Source organism: Rhizobium sp. CIAT894, from assembly GCF_000172795.2.
Classification (GTDB): domain Bacteria; phylum Pseudomonadota; class Alphaproteobacteria; order Rhizobiales; family Rhizobiaceae; genus Rhizobium.
Map to the genome: position 1 here is coordinate 454165 of NZ_CP020952.1, position 18818 is coordinate 472982.

Annotated in this window: 21 protein-coding genes and 1 pseudogene; 11 read left to right on the forward strand and 11 right to left on the reverse strand. The window is 60.6% G+C overall.

The window, feature by feature from the left end; genetic code table 11:
• Positions 1 to 1791 (reverse strand): heparinase II/III family protein, encoded by a 1791-nt coding sequence (locus RHEC894_RS30970; RefSeq protein ID WP_085740449.1) that lies wholly within the window; start codon positions 1789 to 1791, stop codon positions 1 to 3.
• 224 nt (positions 1792 to 2015) lie between these two features.
• On the opposite strand from RHEC894_RS30970, the gene RHEC894_RS30975 reads away from it, so the two are divergent.
• The 9 genes from RHEC894_RS30975 to RHEC894_RS31015 all read left to right on the forward strand — a co-directional run bounded on the left by RHEC894_RS30975 (position 2016) and on the right by RHEC894_RS31015 (position 10934).
• The gene (locus RHEC894_RS30975; protein ID WP_245339586.1) at positions 2016 to 2996 is read left to right on the forward strand and encodes a sugar ABC transporter permease; all 981 of its coding nucleotides are present in this window, start codon (positions 2016 to 2018) and stop codon (positions 2994 to 2996) included.
• Positions 2993 to 3829 (forward strand): carbohydrate ABC transporter permease, encoded by an 837-nt coding sequence (locus RHEC894_RS30980; protein WP_085740450.1) that lies wholly within the window; start codon positions 2993 to 2995, stop codon positions 3827 to 3829. Before RHEC894_RS30975 ends, RHEC894_RS30980 begins: the two co-directional genes overlap by 4 nt.
• A 3-nt stretch (positions 3830 to 3832) precedes the next feature.
• The gene (locus tag RHEC894_RS30985) at positions 3833 to 5005 is read left to right on the forward strand and encodes a glycoside hydrolase family 88 protein (RefSeq protein ID WP_085740451.1); all 1173 of its coding nucleotides are present in this window, start codon (positions 3833 to 3835) and stop codon (positions 5003 to 5005) included.
• A 15-nt stretch (positions 5006 to 5020) separates the two neighbouring features.
• On the forward strand, positions 5021 to 6130 hold the full coding sequence (locus tag RHEC894_RS30990; RefSeq protein WP_085740452.1) for an ABC transporter ATP-binding protein: 1110 nt from the start codon (positions 5021 to 5023) through the stop codon (positions 6128 to 6130).
• Positions 6131 to 6150: 20 nt separating this feature from the next.
• Positions 6151 to 6873, forward strand: coding sequence for a YesL family protein (locus RHEC894_RS30995; RefSeq protein WP_085740453.1), 723 nt, complete (start codon positions 6151 to 6153; stop codon positions 6871 to 6873).
• A gap of 31 nt (positions 6874 to 6904) precedes the next feature.
• The gene (locus RHEC894_RS31000) at positions 6905 to 8179 is read left to right on the forward strand and encodes a sugar ABC transporter substrate-binding protein (RefSeq protein WP_085740454.1); all 1275 of its coding nucleotides are present in this window, start codon (positions 6905 to 6907) and stop codon (positions 8177 to 8179) included.
• Positions 8180 to 8254: 75 nt separating this feature from the next.
• The gene (locus RHEC894_RS31005; RefSeq protein ID WP_085740455.1) at positions 8255 to 10105 is read left to right on the forward strand and encodes a DUF2264 domain-containing protein; all 1851 of its coding nucleotides are present in this window, start codon (positions 8255 to 8257) and stop codon (positions 10103 to 10105) included.
• Between the two features lie 251 nt (positions 10106 to 10356).
• A complete protein-coding gene (locus tag RHEC894_RS31010) occupies positions 10357 to 10620 on the forward strand; it encodes a hypothetical protein (RefSeq protein ID WP_010068164.1) in 264 nt (87 codons plus the stop codon).
• A 44-nt stretch (positions 10621 to 10664) separates the two neighbouring features.
• The gene (locus tag RHEC894_RS31015) at positions 10665 to 10934 is read left to right on the forward strand and encodes an antibiotic biosynthesis monooxygenase (protein WP_010068165.1); all 270 of its coding nucleotides are present in this window, start codon (positions 10665 to 10667) and stop codon (positions 10932 to 10934) included.
• An 81-nt stretch (positions 10935 to 11015) separates the two neighbouring features.
• Here the strand turns inward: RHEC894_RS31015 and RHEC894_RS31020 are convergent, their stop codons facing one another.
• The 8 genes and pseudogenes from RHEC894_RS31020 to RHEC894_RS31055 form a co-directional block, all read right to left on the reverse strand.
• Positions 11016 to 11435, reverse strand: a complete 420-nt coding sequence (locus tag RHEC894_RS31020; protein WP_085740456.1) for an HD domain-containing protein — start codon at positions 11433 to 11435, stop codon at positions 11016 to 11018.
• Positions 11436 to 11439: 4 nt separating this feature from the next.
• On the reverse strand, positions 11440 to 11766 hold the full coding sequence (locus RHEC894_RS31025) for a DUF2934 domain-containing protein (RefSeq protein WP_085740457.1): 327 nt from the start codon (positions 11764 to 11766) through the stop codon (positions 11440 to 11442).
• 31 nt (positions 11767 to 11797) lie between these two features.
• Positions 11798 to 12091, reverse strand: coding sequence for a hypothetical protein (locus RHEC894_RS31030; RefSeq protein WP_085740458.1), 294 nt, complete (start codon positions 12089 to 12091; stop codon positions 11798 to 11800).
• A 104-nt stretch (positions 12092 to 12195) separates the two neighbouring features.
• Positions 12196 to 12486 carry a hypothetical protein gene (locus tag RHEC894_RS31035; protein ID WP_085740459.1) on the reverse strand — a complete coding sequence of 97 codons (291 nt, stop codon included), beginning with the start codon at positions 12484 to 12486 and terminating at the stop codon, positions 12196 to 12198.
• 375 nt (positions 12487 to 12861) lie between these two features.
• Positions 12862 to 13141, reverse strand: a pseudogene (locus RHEC894_RS33700) (DUF6522 family protein).
• A 42-nt stretch (positions 13142 to 13183) separates the two neighbouring features.
• Entirely contained in the window at positions 13184 to 14314 is a 1131-nt protein-coding gene (locus RHEC894_RS31045) for an HPP family protein (protein ID WP_085740460.1), read from the reverse strand.
• A 54-nt stretch (positions 14315 to 14368) separates the two neighbouring features.
• The gene (locus RHEC894_RS31050) at positions 14369 to 15274 is read right to left on the reverse strand and encodes a LysR family transcriptional regulator (RefSeq protein WP_010068594.1); all 906 of its coding nucleotides are present in this window, start codon (positions 15272 to 15274) and stop codon (positions 14369 to 14371) included.
• Between the two features lie 95 nt (positions 15275 to 15369).
• On the reverse strand, positions 15370 to 15825 hold the full coding sequence (locus RHEC894_RS31055; RefSeq protein ID WP_348630169.1) for a helix-turn-helix domain-containing protein: 456 nt from the start codon (positions 15823 to 15825) through the stop codon (positions 15370 to 15372).
• 193 nt (positions 15826 to 16018) lie between these two features.
• On the opposite strand from RHEC894_RS31055, the gene RHEC894_RS31060 reads away from it, so the two are divergent.
• Positions 16019 to 16330 (forward strand): hypothetical protein, encoded by a 312-nt coding sequence (locus tag RHEC894_RS31060; RefSeq protein ID WP_085740461.1) that lies wholly within the window; start codon positions 16019 to 16021, stop codon positions 16328 to 16330.
• 32 nt (positions 16331 to 16362) lie between these two features.
• Here RHEC894_RS31060 and RHEC894_RS31065 read toward each other — a convergent pair whose 3' ends face one another.
• Positions 16363 to 16581, reverse strand: coding sequence for a hypothetical protein (locus RHEC894_RS31065; protein ID WP_085740462.1), 219 nt, complete (start codon positions 16579 to 16581; stop codon positions 16363 to 16365).
• A gap of 442 nt (positions 16582 to 17023) precedes the next feature.
• Here RHEC894_RS31065 and RHEC894_RS31070 point away from each other — a divergent pair, with 442 nt between their 5' ends.
• Positions 17024 to 18067: a tartrate dehydrogenase gene (locus RHEC894_RS31070; RefSeq protein WP_085740463.1), complete on the forward strand. Its 1044-nt coding sequence runs from the start codon at positions 17024 to 17026 to the stop codon at positions 18065 to 18067.
• 80 nt (positions 18068 to 18147) lie between these two features.
• Here the strand turns inward: RHEC894_RS31070 and RHEC894_RS31075 are convergent, their stop codons facing one another.
• Entirely contained in the window at positions 18148 to 18816 is a 669-nt protein-coding gene (locus RHEC894_RS31075) for an aldolase (protein WP_085740464.1), read from the reverse strand.
• Positions 18817 to 18818: the final 2 nt, after the last annotated feature.

Consider the following 18818-nt stretch of genomic DNA (forward strand, 5'->3'; position numbering starts at 1 on the left):
TCAGACGATCCGCAGTCTCAGGCGCTTGCCGGTAAGCGGCACGCGCAGACGGAAGAGTTTTTCCGGCCAGGCCGATCTCAGCCTGAGATCATCCACCTCGATCTCGTCGATCTCGATCGCGCCGGCGCCCTCGACGAAGATGCTGCCGAGATCGGAAAGTTCGATTTTCTCCGGGGTGACGGCCGGCGCGAGGCACGTCATCAGAGACAGGACGGCCGGTTTGTCTCCGTCATAAGTGTCGACGATCTCGACATGGCGGCCCCGCATCAGGGAAACGGTGCGCCGATAGCTGCGCAGTTCCGCGTCCGGGGGATAAGCGCCTGATATGTCGAGCGATATGCGCGCACGATCATCGCCGAACTCGACCTCGACGTCGCGCGCGCCGAAAGCTTCGCCGGCGGACTGCATCACGCCTTCGAAACTCGGCAGGTTGTGGTAAGCCGATTGCATCGTCCATATTTCGTAGCGGCGCGGCGAGAAGGTCTTGGCGGTATAGGTCTCGACGCCGACATCGATCAGGAACGGGCGTCCGTTCTTGTGGAGCGTGACGCTGCCGACATCGTTGTGATTATGGCCTTCGCCATTGTTGCCGCCCTTGACCGCGAGGGAAAACTCTCCGTCGCGGGCGACGAACAGGCCGATGCCGGGATAGAAGATATCGCGCGGAGGTTCCGGACGCGGCTCGGCTGCGGGCAGCGTTCCCGCCAGCAATTCCTGCACGCGATACCAGAGGTTCCATTCCCCGGGCAGGTGCGGATTATCCGCCGTGGCCCTGTCGGCTGCGGCGAAATCCGCCAGCATCTCGGAACCAACAGCCTTTCCGAACAGATATTCCCGCGCACTGCAGGGTTCGACGACGGCGGAAGAATCCGCGAAGTTGAAATAATAACGGCCGGCCACATGCATGTTGGCGATATATTCGGCCATGTTGCGGATCTTCGGCTGCCGCCAGATCCTGTCGAACAGGCCGGGTGCTGCGCTATCGAGAACGGTCAGCGCCCCGTGAAGGCAGAGTGCGGCATGGCGGTAATAGAGCACGCCCTCCTCGCAGGCGCCGTCCTCGGCATAATCCTTCAGGAATGCATCGAGACTGCCGAGCGCCTTTTCGACGACGGCGCGGCGCGTCGGTTGATCTGTCTTCAGCGAGAAGGCGGTCAGCAGGACGTTCTGGCTGATCCAGGCCGTCCAATTGTTCATCCGCTCGTCGCCGCGGCCCATCCACCAGAAATGCCGGCCGAGATAGGGCGTCAGGATGCGGATTTCGATCTCGCGTTTCACACGCGCGGCAATCTCCGGGCTGATGCCGTCGAGCTCATCGCCCAGCAAGGCGACGATCGTTGCAAGCAGGGCCGCCGTTTCAGCGGCGAAGAGATCGACGACCGGCTGGGAGTTGTCAGGCAACGGCAGACGCGGGCCACCGCGTTGATAGGCATTATGCGCCGGAAGCTGCCAGCCGCTCTCCTCCGTTATCAGGAAGATGCCGTCGACGATGCCAGGCAGGAACCGCCTGGTCCCTTCGACGAGTTCGCCCAGCACCAGATCGTTGAGCATCCGCCGCCGCGTGAAATAAAGCTCCTCGAAGCGCCAGCGGTTGCCCGTCTCCGTATACTGCCGGTAATCGGAGGCCGTGATGAGAGGCCAGCTACGCGCAAGCGTGGTTTCGGCATCGCGAAGGACGGCATCCCGCAACGTCTGCGGCACGGCGTTCCATATGGCGCGATCCGCAGCAATCGCCCCGGGAGGGAAATCGCCCAAACTGTCCGGCAACTCTCCTGAAATCTCGCTGAACATATCCCTCCCCGCACTCGAAAAACCTCGACGCGCAACCGGTCTCCCCGCTCACCTATCATATGTTTCTAGCGATCGCCATAAAATTTGTAGGATCTATTTATAACTTGTTTGACCAATGCCGGATATGTGCTATGTCGACGGCAGGAGGAAGAACTGGCGGCATTCGGCCGCCCGGATGTTCCGGATCGAGGATTCGGAAATCCCCGCGAGCCGTCAGCTGCAGAATGTCCGCCCAGGAGGAAACATCGGTGTCCATATCGAATTCGGCCATCGCAACGGATGGCGTTCCGACAACGCCCCGCCGGAAGGTCGCCGTCCTGTCCAGGCGCCAGCGCAAGATACGCAATGCGCTCGTTGCCTATTCCTTCATCGCGCCGAATTTCCTCGGTTTCGCCGTCTTCACGCTCGGCCCGATCCTCTTCGCCTTCGCGCTCGCCTTCATGCATTGGGACGGCTCGAATGCGATCACATTCGCTGGCCTCGACAATTTCTGGCGGCTCTTCGAGGACAAGGCCTTCATCGCCGCCTTCTGGAATACAGTCATCTATACGGTCGCCTCGGTTCCGGCGACGCTGCTCTGCGCGCTCGGTCTCGCCGTCCTCCTCAACCAGAAAATCGCCGGGCGGAATTTCTTCCGCACAGCAATGTTTTTCCCCTATGTCGCCTCGCTGGTCGCCGTCGCCGTCGTCTGGAACATGATCTTCAATCCCGAGATGGGACCGGTGAACATGATCCTCTACACGCTCGGCCTCGATCCGCAGAACATGCCCGGATGGGCAGCCGATCGCCATTGGGCGATGGTCACCGTGATCCTCTTCGGCATCTGGAAGAACATGGGCTATTACATGGTCATCTATCTGGCCGGGCTGCAGGGCATCAATGCCGAGCTTTATGAGGCCGCCGATCTCGACGGCGCCAATTCCTGGCAGAAATTCATCCACGTCACCGTACCGCAGCTCGGGCCGACGACCTTCTTCGTCACCGTCATGCTGACGATCCAGTCCTTCAAGGTGTTCGATCAGATCTTCATGATCACCCAGGGCGGCCCCGGCACTTCGACGCTCGTCCTCGTCTATCACATCTACAACGAGGCCTTCATCTCCTGGGATCTCGGCTATTCCAGCATGGTGTCGCTGGTGCTGTTTTTCCTCGTGCTCGCCGTCACGGTCTTCCAGTTCCGGCGCCAGCGGGAGGACGAGGCATGAGGATCGCCGGACGCAAGATCACCCTCAAGACGGTCCTTCTCTATGTAATCGTCATCACGGTGACGCTGGTCATGCTGATGCCCTTCGCCTGGATGCTCTCGGCCTCCCTGAAGCTTAGCCGCGACGTCTTCGCCTTCCCGATCGAGTGGATACCGTCTGAGCCGCAATGGCAGAACTATGTGGATATCTGGACGAAGATCCCGCTCGCCCTTTTCATCTACAACACCTCGAAGCTGACGATCATCGTCACGCTGCTGCAGCTCCTGACATCGAGCTTTGCCGCCTACGCCTTCGCCAAGCTGAATTTCCCCTACAAGAACACGCTGTTCCTCGGCTATATCGCCACCATCGCCATGCCCTGGCAGGTCTATATGGTGCCGCAATTCCTGCTGATGCGCGAGTTCGGCCTCAACAACACGCATCTGGCGCTGATCTGCCTGCAGGCTTTCACCGCCTTCGGCGTCTTCCTGATGCGCCAGTTCTATATGTCGATCCCGACCGAGCTCTGCGAGGCGGCCCGCATCGACGGCATGAACGAGTACCAGATCTGGGCGCGCATCATACTGCCGCTCTCCAAGCCCGCGCTCTCGACGCTGACGATCTTCACTTTCGTCACCACCTGGAACGATTTCCTCGGGCCGATGATCTATCTCACCAAGACCGAACTGAAGACCGTCCAGATTGGTTTGCGCATGTTCATCTCGCAATATTCGGCCGAATACGGGCTGATCATGGCCGCCTCCGTCGTCGCCCTCATTCCAGTTCTCGTCGTCTTCCTCTCTCTCCAGCGCTTCTTCGTCGAAGGCATCGCCTCGACGGGACTGAAGGGTTAAGCCATGAACGCCGTTTCAACAGTTGCCCCGCAGCCGATCACCGATGAGGAAGTGAAGGCCGCGCTCGATATCGCCGTCGAGCAGGTCAGGCGCAATCTTCCCGAATTCACTCACGCTGCGCAGAACCATTCAAGTGTGGGCAACTTTTATGCCGCCGTGGCAAACGACCAATGGACCGCCGGCTTCTGGCCCGGCGAACTGTGGCTCGCCTTCGAGCACAGCGGTGACGCGGCTTTCCGGGATGCAGCACAGATCCAGGTCCAATCCTTCCTGCATCGGATCGTCAACCGCATCGAGACCGATCACCACGACATGGGCTTTCTCTATTCGCCCTCCTGCATCGCAGCCTGGAAGCTCGTCGGAGACGAAGACGGCCGCAAGGCGGCGATCCTCGCTGCCGACCAGCTGATCGAGCGCTTTCAGCCGATCGGCCAGTTCATCCAGGCCTGGGGCCACAAGGGCAAGGCGGAGGAATACCGCTACATCATCGACTGCCTGTTGAACCTGCCGCTCCTCTATTGGGCAAGCCGCGAGACCGGCGATCCGAAATATCGCGAGATCGCACTCATTCATGCCCGCACCACGCTCGCCCATTCGGTGCGGCCCGACGATTCCACCTATCACACCTTCTACATGGACCCGGTCACCGGCGCGCCGGTGCGCGGCGCCACCAAACAGGGCTACCGGGACGACAGCGCCTGGGCGCGCGGGCAGGCCTGGGGCATCGCGGGCATGGCGATCTCCTACCGCTATGAGCGGATCAGTGAATATCGACAAACCTTCGACCGGCTGCTCGCCTTCTATCTCAACCGGCTGCCGGCCGACATGGTGCCCTATTGGGATCTCGTCTTTTCCGATGGCGACGGCGAGCCGCGCGACAGCTCTTCGGCCTCGATCACCGCCTGCGGCCTGCTTGAGATGGCCGATCTCGTCGACGCCGACACCGCCGAGCGCTACCGCATGCTGGCGCGGCGCATGGTGAAGAGCCTTGCCGATCACTATGCGGTCAAGGATGCCACCGTCTCCAACGGCCTGGTGCTGCATGCCACCTATTCGAAAAAGTCGCCCTTCAACACCTGCCGCGGCGAGGGCGTCGATGAATGCGTCTCCTGGGGAGATTATTATTACATGGAAGCTTTGACGCGCCTTTCGCGCCGCTGGTCTTCCTATTGGTGACGTCAGGAGAATCCGATGGCCAGCATTTCGCTTAAAGAGCTGAACAAATCCTACGGTGCGCTCACCGTCGTCCACGATATCGATCTCGAAATCGCCGATAAGGAATTCATCATCCTGGTCGGCCCTTCCGGCTGCGGCAAATCGACGACGCTGAGGATGATCGCCGGCCTCGAGGAAATTTCCGGCGGCGAACTCCGGATCGGCGGCGACGTGATGAATGACGTGCCCTCCAAGGACCGGGATATCGCCATGGTCTTCCAGAACTATGCGCTCTACCCGCATATGACCGTCTACAAGAACATGGCCTTCGGCCTGCAGCTCCGGAAGGTATCGCGCGATTTCATCGACAAGCAGGTCCAGGACGCCGCGAAGATCCTCGACATCACCCATCTGCTGAACCGCAAGCCGAAGGCGCTTTCGGGCGGGCAGCGCCAGCGCGTGGCGCTCGGCCGCGCCATGGTGCGCAATCCCGCCGTCTTCCTTCTCGACGAGCCGCTTTCTAATCTCGACGCCAAACTGCGCGGTACGATGCGGAGCGAAATCACCAAGCTGCACAAGCGCCTCGACGCCACCTTCATCTATGTCACCCACGACCAGGTGGAGGCCATGACCATGGCGGACCGCATCGTCGTCATGAAGGACGGGCACATCCAGCAGGTCGACACGCCGCAGAACCTCTACGACCGCCCCGTCAACATGTTCGTCGCCGGCTTCATCGGCGCGCCGCAGATGAACATGCTGCCCTCGACCATCCTTCGCCGGGGCGAAGGTTACGTCGCGGTTTTCGACGGACGGGAACTGCCGCTGCCTGCCAATTTCGACAGGAGCAGGATCGCACCCTATGAGGGTCGCGACGTGGTGCTCGGCATCCGTCCGGAGAATTTCCACGAACTGCCGCCGGCCGATATTCCGGCTGAGAATCTCGCGCCACTCAAGGCCGTGGTGGAGCTCGCAGAACCCATGGGCTCCGAAGTGCACCTGAACATGGTGGCGGACGGACGCAATCTCATCGCCCGCGTCTCGCCTCGCTTCCGGCCTGGCATCGGCGAAGAGGCGACGCTCGTCGCCGACATGAGCAATGCGCAGCTGTTCGACAAGGAAACGGAACGCTCGATCCTTTACTGAGGCGCCTGCAGGAGACAGCCATGCAGTGGTTGCGGGATATGTGGACGAAGGAGGGACCGGGCATTCCGAAGGATGCGCCTGCAAAGACAGGCCTTGCACTCTTCGCCGACATCCTCGCCCGCGAATGGTGGGAGATGGTCAAGCTGAACATCCTGTTCCTGCTGGCCTCGCTCCTCGTGGTGACGCTGCCGGCAGCCCTCGTCGCCATGGCCCGCGTCTCGGTCGCCTTGGTCGAAGACCGCAACACCTATCTGCTCAGGGACTTCACGGAAGCATTCCGGCGATACTTCCTGCGCGCCACAGCCTGGGGCTTAGCGATGGCGGGCGGGCTTGCAATCGGCGTCCACGCGATCATTACCTATGCCGCCGGTGCGCGTGATAATCTGATTCTGACCGCACCGCTTGCGATCGCCCTCGTCGCGACTGCCTTCCTTGCCGTCGCCGCCTGCCATCTCATCGTGCTGATGGTGATGCGCGATCTGTCGGCTCTGCGGCTGCTGCGCCTCGCTGCGCTCGCCTCCCTCCTCCGTCCGCTTCCGGCGCTTGCCGCACTCGCCTTCAATGCCGCCCTGTGGCTCACGCATATCCTCTTCTATCCGGTTTCCGTGTTCATGCCGGCAACCTTCAATTTTTCACTCGGAATGTTCGCCGTCGCATTCGGCGTCCATCGGGCGGCGGTGATGGTTCTGGACTTGCCTCCACACCGTAAACCGCATGCACCAAACGCTTCACAAAACAACTGATCCAGAGACGATCCAGGGAAGGAGAACAGGAATGTATTTGGAGAAATTCGGGAGAACGATGAAACTCGCCGTGGCGGGCTTCACCCTGGCCGCAACGACGGCAGGTGCCGCACTTGCCGAAGACGCCGTGACGCTCAAATGGGCTTTGTGGGACTGGGACAAAACAGCCTATTACAAGCCGCTGATCGAGGCCTATCAGGCCAAGCACCCCAACGTGAAGTTCGAGCCGATGGATCTCGGCTCGCAGGACTATCAGCAGATGATCTCGACGCAGCTGACCGGCGGCTCCAAGGACATCGACATCGTCACCGTCAAGGACGTGCCGGGCTACACCAACCTGGTCCGCGCCGGCAACATCGCCGATCTCAGCGGTTTCGTGAAGGACCAGAAGATCGATCCGGCGCCCTATGGCGGCCTGATCGAAGAACTGACCATCGACGGCAAGATCTATTCGATACCGTTCCGCTCCGACTTCTGGGTCGTCTATTACAACAAGGACATTTTCGATAAGGCCGGCGTGCCCTATCCCACGAATGACATGACCTGGGCGCAGTTCGACGCGACCGCCGAGAAGCTTGCCGGCGGCATGGGCACCAACAAGACCTATGGCGCGTTGCTGCACACCTGGCGCTCCACCGTCCAGCTGCCCGGCATCCTCGACGGAAAACACACGCTGGTCGATGGCGATTATGCTTTCCTGAAGCCCTGGTACGAGCGGGCACTCACCCTGCAGAAAGACGGCGCGATTCCCTCCTACGCCTTCCTGAAGACGTCGAATACTCATTATTCCGCGCTCTTCTTCAACGGCACGATCGGCATGCTGCCGATGGGAACCTGGTTCGTCGGCACCCAGATCGCCAAGGTGAAGTCGGGTGAATCGAAGAGCAAGAACTGGGGCATCGTGAAGTTCCCGCATCCGGACGGCGTTGCGGCCGGCACGACGGCAGCGCAGATTTCGGGTCTCGCGGTCAACGCCAATTCCGAACACAAGGAAGCCGCCCTCGATTTCATCAAGTTCGTCACCGGTCCGGAGGGCGCAGCCGTCATCGCCTCGACTGGCACCTTCCCCGCGCTCAAGACCGCTGACGTCAGCGCCAAGATCGCGGCAACGCCCGGCTTCCCCGAGGACGCGGCCAGCAAGGAAGCACTGATACCCTCGAAGGCCTATCTGGAAATGGCGGTCAACCCGAACGCCGCCAAGATCGAAGTGGTGCTCAACCGCGCCCATGACGCGATCATGACCGACAACACCTCCATCGACGATGGGCTGAAGGAAATGACCGAAGGCGTGAAGGCCATCAAGTAAGCCTCACGCGATATTCACGGCCGCGGGTCAGCATCCGGCCCGCGGCCGATCCCCTTTTTAAGTATCGAGCTGACGATGATTTATGATCCCGCCAGGGCCAACCCGCTTTTCGGCAATCCCCTGAAGACCCGCGACGACCTCGTAAAGGCCGTCAACGATCTCTTCGGGCCGCTCCTGCCTTACTTTTCCGAAGGCGGCGCCCGTGTCCGCCTGGGTGCAGCCGGCGCGATCTTCGACCGGGCGGCGGCTGACCTGGAAGGGTTTGCCCGGCCGCTCTGGGGCATCGTCCCCCTTGCTGCCGGCGGCGGTCATTTTCCGCATTGGGATCTTTATCGGCGCGGTCTCGCGAACGGGACCAATCCCGCTCATTCCGAATATTGGGGCGATCTCGCCGACCGCAACCAGCGGCTGGTCGAACTCGCCGCCGTCGGCTTCGCGCTGGCGCTCGTGCCCGAACATATCTGGGAGCCGCTTGACGTCGATCAGAAGAAGACGGTTGCCGCCTATCTGCTTGCGGCGCGCGAATTGGAATTCATAGACAACAATTGGAAATTCTTCCGCGTCCTCATCGATCTCGGTCTGGAACGTGTCGGCGTAGCGTTCGACCACGGCAAAACCGTCGCCTATCTCGACGAGCTGGAAGCTTTCGACATCGGCGAAGGCTGGTATCGCGACGGACCGGTACGGCGGGTCGACCACTACATTCCCTTCGCCATGCATTTCTACGGCCTGATCTACACGGTGCTGGCACGCGGCGACGAAGCCCGCAAGGAGCGCTTCCGCGATCGCGCCCGGACCTTTGCCGGGGATATCCGCCACTGGTTCGGCCCGGATGGCGCCGCCCTCGCCTTCGGCCGCAGCCAAGCCTACCGCTTCGCGGCCGGCGGCTTCTGGGGCGCGCTCGCCTTTGCGGGGCAAGAAGCGCTGCCCTGGGCTGAGATCAAGGGCTATTACATGCGTCATATCCGCTGGTGGTCGGCGATGCCCATTGCGGACCGCGACGGCGTTCTTTCCGTCGGCTATGGCTATCCGAACCTCTTGATGGGCGAAAGCTACAATTCGCCCGGCTCGCCCTATTGGGCGCTAAAATTCTTCCTGCCGCTCGCCCTTGCCCAGGACCACCCCTTCTGGACCGCCGAAGAGGCGCCGCAGCCGGAATTCCCCGAACCGGTGGCGTTAGAGCAAGCCGGCATGGTCGCCATGCACACGCCGGGAAACGTCGTCGTGCTTTCCTCCGGCCAGCAGCACGACAAGATGCGCGGCGCCAACGAGAAATATTCGAAATTCGTCTATTCCACCCGCTACGCCTTCAACATCGAAGCCGACGACCGGAATTTTTCAGCTGCAAGCTTCGACGGCATGCTCGGCCTCTCGGACGACGGCGTGCACTTCCGCATGCGCGAAACCATGGAAGAGGCGCTGATCGCAGGCAACCGGCTCTACTCGCGCTGGCGCCCCTGGAACGACGTCACCATCGAAACCTGGCTGCTTCCGGCAAATCCCTGGCACATCCGCATCCACCGCATCGCGACGCCACGTGCGCTCAAAACCATCGAGGGCGGCTTTGCGATCGAGCGCGCCGATTTCAATGCCGATCGCTCCGAACAGGCGGAAGGCAGGGCCGTCTGGTACGGACAGACCGACATCAGCGCGATCATGGATTTATCGCTTCGTCCGAGAGGCGGACATGCGATGACTCCCATCCCGAACACCAACCTTGTCCACGCCAAAACGCTACTGCCGCAACTGCGCGGCGAAATCGCCCCGGGAACAACCGTGCTGGTGACCGCGGCGATAGCGCTACCGAGCCACGAGGATTGGGCAGCAGCGCTCGATAACCCGCCAGCCCGTCCCGATCTCGACAAGCTGGAGCAGCTCTTTCGCAAGAAAGGCGTGCGGGTGACGGCCTTCGCCCTCCAGCCTTAGCTCGGGATTGAAGGACACGGTAGAGGCGCTCGTTCCCCGGATTTCAGCCGGGCTGGGATGATTGTGGCTATCGTCACCCGCGGAGAAGCGCGACCGAAGGCCATAATATTTTCGAATTACCTACAATAATTATACATGCACCCTCAGAAATAAGATCAACACCTCATTCCATGCAATATTATTGAAATGAAATGCAATGCAACACCATGGTATACTCCGGATCCATTCTCAGACCATGAGAGGAGGACGCAATGCCTACCATAATGATCTGTCACGACGTCAAAGACACGAAACACTGGCTCGCCTCACCTGTTCGCAAGCAGGTATTGGAACCCGTTGGCGTCACGAATATTCGCACCTTTACAGACCCTCAAATGTCCAACCACGTCGGTTTGGTCATGGACGTTGCAGACATGGAAAAGTTGATGGCTTTCATGCAGACCAAGGCAGCCGCCGATGCCATGGCGAGTGACGGCGTGTTGCCCGAGACCTTGATGTTCCTGGTTCAATCCTGACACACATCTCGGCGAGATTTGGAAATGCAACGCTGGAGGATGACATGACGACGCTATTCGTGAGGCACGAAGTCTCCGACTATGCCACCTGGCGCAAGATATATGATGCGTTTCATTCGGTGCAAAAGGCCAATGGCGTAATGGCCGAAGCCGTCTACCGAGCCACCGACAATCCGAACGACATTACCGTTACGCACGAATTTGCCACGCTGGAAGCGGCACAGGCCTTCGGCAAGCTGGAAGAGCTGAAGGCGGCGATGCAGAAGGGAGGCGTGCTCGGCACTCCGACCGTCTGGTTTGCCAATAAAACATGAAATAGGCAAAAATGCTTTCGCTGGCGAGCGATGGAGGCCGTTGCGGCCGCTCTCTGCAGAGCGGGTGCAGCCAATGGCGTTCTATTGCCCATTCCGAATGTCGCGCAGGAGAGTCAGGCCGCGTCGGTATTTTTCGGTTTTCCTGCCGGCTTGTTCGGCCTGCCGGAGATTGTCTTCAAGGTCAGCCTGTTTGACGGGCAGAGCCAGCGGGTTTGATGCGGCACGCCTGACGAAGTCATCGTCCGGCTCGTCCGGCCGCCGTGTCAAAGCATCCACCGCGGGGATAATTGCCGGTGGAAAACCTTCCTCTCTCAACCTGTCGAGCGTCCACCCGCTTCCTTTCTCGACGACGTCATGAAGATAGGCGACCGTCCGCGCCTCATCGCTGGAAACACGAAGTGCAACCCGCTGGCAGTGCTCGAAGAACGGCCGGCCGGTTTTGTCCTCCTGCCCTTCATGCGCTGTGAGAGCGATTTGGATTGCGTGGTCGAGATGCTGCATGGGATCACGGCCCTTCGGTCTTCCTGATCTTCCCCTGCGGCCGCCTTTCGCCCGTCGTCATCTCGATATCAGGCACGCGAACCCCGGCCATCCGGCGGAGCTTTGCCGGTGGCGGATCGAAATCGCCGCTCTCACCGGCGCCTTGAAGCAGGGCGGTATCATCCCTGTCGTCTTGATCGAGCAGGTCCTGCAGCGTCTCATGCTCGTCCTCGCCGGCCAGTTCGTCGCAGGCTTGCAACCAATGGCGCTGGTCCGCGCCGTCCGGGCGGCCTTCGGCCTCCCAGATTTCGTAGGCGCGGCGACGTATCTGCTCGTGCTTGTCTATAGCCATGATCGCCTCCAGGCATATTTGAAGCAGCCAGTCAGGGCGTGTTGATCGTCGGGAGAAAAACCTCCACCTGTTTACGCTCGTCCTTTGAAAGCGTCTCCACCCGTTCCCTCCAGAACCGTTCGGCCTCCGGCGGGTCCTCTTCCCATTGGCGCACATCGGTGATGTTGTCGTCAATTTTGGACCGGCGGCGACCGCCAAGGCTGAGATATTCCTTCGCAAGCTTCAGGCTTGGGGTTTCGGTGTCGCAACCGCCGCCTAGCGCCGAACCTGGGTTGCGCCGCGCCGCAGCGCTCTCGGGCGGGACGTTGGATCTGGAAGTCGCCATGGGTCACCTTTCGCTGTTGTGGTTCAATAACCTCCGCAGGCGGCGAGAGTTCCGCGAGGGTAGCGTGTGACCAAAGCGATCGAGGCTGGACCGCCGGCCTGTCATCAATGAACAGCCATGCTCACCATGCGATAGGGGTGGACGGCATCGAACTGCGAGATCATCGCCGTTGCCTGCTGCAAGACGAGTTCGGCATTATCGGGATCATCGCGGGCGAGTTCATCGGCATTGATACGGATCGCTTCGGCCATGTCGTTGGAAATTGCTGCGAAATGCATGTTGCCCTCGACCAGCGCCTCACGCGCAGTACACTCCAGCATACGCGCGATATCGACGAAGATTTCCTCGCGTTCCTCGATACTGAGGTCTCTGATTAGACTGGTGATTTCTTCCATTTCATTCACTCACTCCAAGAGATGCGGGAAGCGGCCGAGCTCATCGAGCCCCGATCACCAACGAGCAGAAAACACCGAAATCCGGTTCAAACCTCGGTGCGGCTTGCCCCTTTCAACTCGAGGGCAACAGCCATTCATTATTTCGAACGCAGGGGCCGATCTTCTGTTCCCTGAGGGGCCGGATTGGCGCGTGGCGCCGATATCGTCCGTCCGCCCACGTCTGCTCGCAGATGGTGGAAAATGCCGGAGCGGACGGCTCGGGCGCCGTCGGCAACGGCCAGAGAAGAACGACTTTTCCTTCGGCTCGACCGCGCAAACGGGAATATGGTGAGCTGCAGGGTAGCCTTAGCAAGCCGCCATGCATAACGGATGGCGTCAGCGCAGGGGCGGCCCGGAGGTTTTCCCCCGGAAAACGGTCATCTGTTCCTGCTGCACTTCATTGTCGCCGTTCAGAACGGCGCGCCAAAGCCTGTTGCCGAGCCGGAGCGACACCCGCGTGGTCCCCGCGTGTTCAGCGGTGCCTATTTCCACGGTGCTGACGACGGAGCCATGGTCGCATGTGACGGCGGAGGTCGGCTAGCGACAGTCCGAAGCGCTCCGCAAGTTCGGATGACTCCAGAATGAAATCCCCATTCGGATCACGTTCGATCAACACCGGTCTATTACCCGCTTTGCTTCACATGTCTTCGACAATCGGTTACGCCACCGCCGAGATCGGGGCGCTGTCGTTCGGCAGCAGCCGCGCCACGGCACTCAGGAGATCGGTCTGCGAGATCAGGCCGAGGATCCGGTAATCGTCATCGACGATAATGACGGCATGGGTGCGCCCGTCCGTCAGAACGGGCAGCAGCGACAGGGCCGGATCGGAAGGTCTTGCCACTGCCGGTTTTGAAATCGCGCCTGCGATCGCATCGATGCTGGTTGACAATTCCCGCAAGCCGACGCTGCCGACGAGGCGGCCCTCCGGGTCCTTTACCGGCAGCGTGCGGATATTGTGCTTCAAAAGCAGGTGCCGTGCGGCATCCGGTTCTGCAGCCTCGCCAACAGCAACCACGTCCCGCGACATGATATCGGCACAGCTGATCTTGCCGTTTGAGCGGATCGCCGCCTGCAGTTCGACCTGCTGCAGCAGGCGGCCGAGATCAGCGCGATCGATATCGAAGGTTTCATCGAGCGCGGCAAGGGCGGCGTCGACATCCTCTTCGCGAAAACCAACCCGCACGGCGGACGGCAGGTCGATCGTGCGATGAGTGTTTTCCGCAGGTTTCGGAATGACATGCGGATAGTTTCGCCGGGAAAGCTTGTGGAACAGCAGGCCGAGGCCGACGAGGATGCAGGAATTCAAGGCGACGGGCACGAAGGGAAAGAGAAATCCCCAGCCGGCGACGACAGGACCGCCGAGTACGGCGGTCAGCGCCGCCGCGCCTCCCGGCGGATGCAGGCATCGCGTGAAAGACATCGCGCCGATGGCCAGCGACACCCCGACGCCGGTCGCGATGATCGGATCACGGATGAAATAGGCGGCGATAATCCCCATCAGGGCGGAAATGGTATTGCCGCCGATGATCGACCACGGCTGCGCAAGCGGGCTGGCCGGCACCGCGAAAAGAAGCACCGCAGAAGCGCCCATCGGCGCAACGATCAAAGGAAGATGCGGTCCCTGCCCGAAAAGATAACCGCTGATGACGCCGGTCAGGCCAATCGCCACCAAAGCGCCGAGACATGCGATCAACCGCTCCCGCAAGGTCGCGCCGGCCAAGATGGGTGAAAACAGACGGAAGCGACGGAAGCGGCTCGGCCCCACCTTCGGGGAAACGGGATACTGCATGACAAGACCAATTTTGAGCGAGGATTACCCGGCGGATTGAGGAGAAGGTGAGGACTAGTTTGTTGCCAGCCTGATATCTCTGCCTTTTGTCGCGCTGAGGACTTCGTGGAATGCGTTGAATGCGCTGGGGCGATCGTTCTTGCGGGAGACAAGCAGCGTCTCGACGAACCCGAGTTGGTAGGTCTGCACAGAGGTCGGCCAAGGCATGAGGTCAAGAACGGATCTCGGCATGACACCGGCGGCCTTGCCGGTCGCAACGCTCGCCAGGATCGCATGGTAGGAGCCGAGTTCGCTCGTCGGCAGGACGCTCGATTTGCGCGCCCAGTTTTCGGCGATCCTGCGATAGGTGCAGCCGGGTTCCAAAGCGGCAATCGAACCGACGCGAAGGTCGACAGCCGACTTGATCGCGGGATGCCCGGACGGCAGCACGATCAACAGCTCTTCGACAAAGACCGGTTCCATCTCCAGCGCCTTGAGCTCAGCCTCGAAATCCGCGTCTTCCCCGCGCATCGCCTTCGGCGGGCGAGCGATCAGCGCGCAATCCAGCGCATCGCTCACGACGGCGCGGGCAAGATCGCGGGATGCGCCCATCGTTAGATGAAGCGACACATCAGGCCACATCCGGTTGAACTGCGTCAGCGCTGCCGGCAACCGGCTCGCCGCCGTGCTTTCCATCGTGCCGACGCGCAATGTTCCCGATGGGGCGAGAGGCCGCACGGCCTGGCGCGCTTCGAGCGCAAGTGCCATCAGCCGATCGGCATAGGCAAGAAACGTCTCACCCTCCCGGGTCAATGTCATCTTCTTGCCGTTGCGGCTGAAGAGGGAAACGTTGAGATCCTCCTCCAACTGCTGGATGCGCGTCGTCACATTCGACGGCACCCGCCCGACGGCCTTGGCAGCTTTGGTAACGCTGCGGTCGCTGGCGACAGCGAGGAAGATTTCGATCGACGAAAGATCCAAGAAAAAATCTCATTTCCGGAATTATGGAGAAGGATAATTCTCTATATAAAAATCATCGCCGCAGCTCAAGCCGGTTCGGCACCGAAAATCGCTTGTCACTGCATCCACGCGATACGCTGCATGTTCTGGCGATCCTGCAGGACACGAAGCGCCTGCATCAGCTCAGGCGCCATCTTGCGGATCTCGAACAGATGGGCACTTGCCAGCCGGTCAAGCACACCCTCTGCCTTGTTGGTAAGACGAATGAATTGCTTGCCGGGACCTGCTGCCGCGGGATCGGTTTCGATATAGGCCTTGCCGACGAGCTCCTGAACGAGGCCATCGGCCAGGTTTCGGTCCATGAGAAGGCGCTCGGCCAGCATCCGCGTGCTCATCTTCTTGCCAGCAGGTTGCCCTTTTATCGCGAGCAGCGCCTGATGCTGTTGCGGCGTAAGGCCAAGCCTTTGCGCCTCCTTCGCGCTGAATTGCCGGAAGCGGCGGATGCGATAGCGCAAATTGGCCAACGCCTCGTAATCTCCCTCGTGGAGACGCTCCTGCTGCTTCATCGCCATATCACCTCCAGCTTTTGTTGTGCTTTACGTCCATATCGCGATGCGTTTCGGTTGCCGAAAAAAGGATCGCAACGCCGAGGAAATAGCCAAGCAGGCCGCGACATTGCCTCTGGCGCACGACATTTCAGGCGTTTGAGGCTGGCACGAGGTTTGCTTTAGCAATTCCATCTGCAGATCGATCGGCGCCAACCCCATGTTGCATCTTGTCCTGACCTGTCTTCTTCTCAGCATCGCTTCTGGCTTGAGCATGCGGCGCTTTCTTCTGCCATATTTCCCGGGCGGCGATCTCGCCGAGAAGTCTGCGCCCGTGACGATCGTCGCAAGCGCCGTCTTCCTGGCGACACTGGCATTCATCGTCTCCGATCAGGACCTTTGGGCGAAATCCGCCATCCTGACGATCGGCCTGCTCCTAGCGGCCATGTTTGACGATGGGCGACCCAAGCTGACGATTGCTCTCTCGGTCCTCAGCCTGGCGGCTTATCTCGGCTTGCGTTCGATCAACTGAGCCATCCGGCTTTTCCAGGCAGCGGCTGCAGCCTATTTGGCGGTATCGAAGCCCCTGTCGAGATGCTGTATCCAAAGACGAAAATCGTTGGTGAGCAGGGCCACATCATACAGCCACTCCGCCCACAAAAGCTCCCAACGGCCTGCTTCTCGATTATTAAGCAAGGCATGAACCCTTAGCCTGAGATTTTCAAAAGCCTCATCCGCAGGATATGACGTCGGGTGGTGCAATGTGGGCTGCAATCTTTCCATGGAGCTTACTCCTCTACGATCGGCATATATCATATATATCGTATTACGATATATTTTCAAGATGCCGAGGAATGCGTTCAGGAGCTACCGCAGCGCCCCTCGATCCGCTGGGCATCAAAGTCAGCCATAGCTTGAGGCTCCGCGGCAGCCGCCAAAGAAATTTCACGAAACGCGGGAGGAATTATCTTCATTGATTCCCCAGGTCGCGATGGCCGGAGAGGCACCGGGATGCATTTCAATCCGGACCGCTCGATACAATTGACTGGCGATGCCCGCGCAAAAACAACGATCCACCAAATCCCGGCCGCTTTCGGCAAATAAAGCCTGAGCCTGCCTCTACAGTAATTCAGCGCGCCCTACCTGTATCGACAGGATTGGGCCGCAAAGCCTATCTCCCGAACGCATTAGCGAGAGCCTGCTCATCAGCCTGTGAGGACCTGCCATGAAGACCTACAAGATCGCCCTTCTGCCAGGAGACGGCATTGGCCGCGACGTGACGGAAGCAGCCACGGCAGTGCTCGAAAAGGTGGCGGCAGGAAACGGATTTTCGCTCGCGACATCAAGCTATCCCTGGTCCTGCGACTACTATCTGGAGCATGGCAGCATGATGCCCGGCGATGGCATCGAAACGCTGCGTTCCTTCGATGCCATTCTGCTCGGCGCCGCCGGATGGCCACGCAAAGTGCCCGATTCCCTGTCGCTGCACGGACTTTTGCTGCCGATCCGCAAGGCTTTCGTGCAATATGCCAACATTCGCCCGCACCGGCTGCTGCCGGGCGTCCAGGGACCGTTGCGGTCGGCGAATTTCGACATCCTCTGTATTCGTGAAAATACCGAAGGCGAATATTCCGGCGCCGGCGGCCGCGTCCATCAGGGTACCGACAGCGAGGTGGCTGTGGAAACCTCGATCTTCACCCGCAAGGGGGTCGAGCGCATCCTGCGTTTCGGCTTCGAGCAGGCGCGTGCGCGGCGCGGCAAGCTGGCCTCGGTGACCAAGTCCAACGCGCAGAAATACTCGATGGTTTTCTGGGACGAGATCACCCAGAGACTTTCGGCGGACTATCCGGATGTCGAGGTGACCAGCTATCATATCGACGCCATGGCCGCCCGGATGGTCATGGCGCCGGAGAGCCTCGATGTCGTCGTCGCTTCCAATCTGTTCGGCGATATCCTGACCGACCTCGGCGCCGCCATCCAGGGCGGGCTCGGCTTTGCGGCCTCCGCCAACATCAATCCCGATCGGTCGGCGCCGTCCATGTTCGAACCCGTCCACGGCTCCGCGCCTGACATCGCCCATCTCGGCATCGCCAATCCGATCGCTGCCATCTGGTCGGGCGCAATGATGCTGGAGCATCTGGGAGAAACGGCGGCCGCCGGAAAGGTGATGGCTGCAATCGAGGCAACGACGGCACGCGGCATCGGCTCGGTCCCCGGCAAGGACAAAACCGACGCAATCACGTCGTCGGTGCTTTCGGCGCTCGACTAATACATGCCGCCCGGACGTGGGCCGCAGCTCCGGGGATGAGGACATGCAGCGATCGAACGCTTGGAAGCCAAGCGACAGCGTCAATCATCGTCGTGATGATGATGTGATGGAAGCTCGAGGCCGAACGTATCGACGAGATCGGCCACCTGCGCCGGGCTGAGGAAACGCGGATTGAGGTTGCGCAACAGCAGATAGAGCTTCGCCGTTTCCTCCAGTTCCTCGGTCGCAAAGACCGCCGCCTCCAGGCTGTCGCCGGCAACGACAGGTCCGTGGTTGGCCAGAAGCACCGACGAATACTTGCCCGCCAGCCCGCGGATGGCGTCGGCCACATCAGGATCGCCTGGACGATAATACGGCACCAGCGCGGTTTCGCCGGCGCGCATCAGATAGTAGGGCGTCATCGGCGGCAGGACGGCGCGCGGATCGATTTCCGGCAGCATGGTCAGCGCCACCGCGTGGGTAGAATGAAGATGGACGATGGCGCGGGCGCTGCCGCGCGTATCGTAGAGCGCGGTGTGCAGCGGAATTTCCTTGGTCGGCTTGTCCCCGGACAGGAGCCGGCCTCCGGCATCGAGCCTGGATATCCGGGCCGGATCGAGAAAACCGAGCGAGGCGTTGGTCGGCGTTACCAGCCAGCCACCGTCATCGAGCCGCAACGATATGTTGCCCGACGAACCGGGCGTCAGCCCGCGCTCGAACAGCGAACGGCCGTATCGGCAGATTTCTTCACGCTGGCGCGCGTCGGACATCA

Coding starts and splice junctions, on each gene's coding strand:
- RHEC894_RS30970 (WP_085740449.1), bottom strand. CDS start 1,791: ATGTTCAGCGAGATTTCAGGAGAGTTGCCGGACAGTTTGGGCGATTTC.
- RHEC894_RS30975 (WP_245339586.1), top strand. CDS start 2,016: ATGTCCGCCCAGGAGGAAACATCGGTGTCCATATCGAATTCGGCCATC.
- RHEC894_RS30980 (WP_085740450.1), top strand. CDS start 2,993: ATGAGGATCGCCGGACGCAAGATCACCCTCAAGACGGTCCTTCTCTAT.
- RHEC894_RS30985 (WP_085740451.1), top strand. CDS start 3,833: ATGAACGCCGTTTCAACAGTTGCCCCGCAGCCGATCACCGATGAGGAA.
- RHEC894_RS30990 (WP_085740452.1), top strand. CDS start 5,021: ATGGCCAGCATTTCGCTTAAAGAGCTGAACAAATCCTACGGTGCGCTC.
- RHEC894_RS30995 (WP_085740453.1), top strand. CDS start 6,151: ATGCAGTGGTTGCGGGATATGTGGACGAAGGAGGGACCGGGCATTCCG.
- RHEC894_RS31000 (WP_085740454.1), top strand. CDS start 6,905: ATGTATTTGGAGAAATTCGGGAGAACGATGAAACTCGCCGTGGCGGGC.
- RHEC894_RS31005 (WP_085740455.1), top strand. CDS start 8,255: ATGATTTATGATCCCGCCAGGGCCAACCCGCTTTTCGGCAATCCCCTG.
- RHEC894_RS31010 (WP_010068164.1), top strand. CDS start 10,357: ATGCCTACCATAATGATCTGTCACGACGTCAAAGACACGAAACACTGG.
- RHEC894_RS31015 (WP_010068165.1), top strand. CDS start 10,665: ATGACGACGCTATTCGTGAGGCACGAAGTCTCCGACTATGCCACCTGG.
- RHEC894_RS31020 (WP_085740456.1), bottom strand. CDS start 11,435: ATGCAGCATCTCGACCACGCAATCCAAATCGCTCTCACAGCGCATGAA.
- RHEC894_RS31025 (WP_085740457.1), bottom strand. CDS start 11,766: ATGGCTATAGACAAGCACGAGCAGATACGTCGCCGCGCCTACGAAATC.
- RHEC894_RS31030 (WP_085740458.1), bottom strand. CDS start 12,091: ATGGCGACTTCCAGATCCAACGTCCCGCCCGAGAGCGCTGCGGCGCGG.
- RHEC894_RS31035 (WP_085740459.1), bottom strand. CDS start 12,486: ATGGAAGAAATCACCAGTCTAATCAGAGACCTCAGTATCGAGGAACGC.
- RHEC894_RS31045 (WP_085740460.1), bottom strand. CDS start 14,314: ATGCAGTATCCCGTTTCCCCGAAGGTGGGGCCGAGCCGCTTCCGTCGC.
- RHEC894_RS31055 (WP_348630169.1), bottom strand. CDS start 15,825: ATGGCGATGAAGCAGCAGGAGCGTCTCCACGAGGGAGATTACGAGGCG.
- RHEC894_RS31060 (WP_085740461.1), top strand. CDS start 16,019: ATGTTGCATCTTGTCCTGACCTGTCTTCTTCTCAGCATCGCTTCTGGC.
- RHEC894_RS31065 (WP_085740462.1), bottom strand. CDS start 16,581: ATGGAAAGATTGCAGCCCACATTGCACCACCCGACGTCATATCCTGCG.
- RHEC894_RS31070 (WP_085740463.1), top strand. CDS start 17,024: ATGAAGACCTACAAGATCGCCCTTCTGCCAGGAGACGGCATTGGCCGC.
- RHEC894_RS31075 (WP_085740464.1), bottom strand. CDS start 18,816: ATGTCCGACGCGCGCCAGCGTGAAGAAATCTGCCGATACGGCCGTTCG.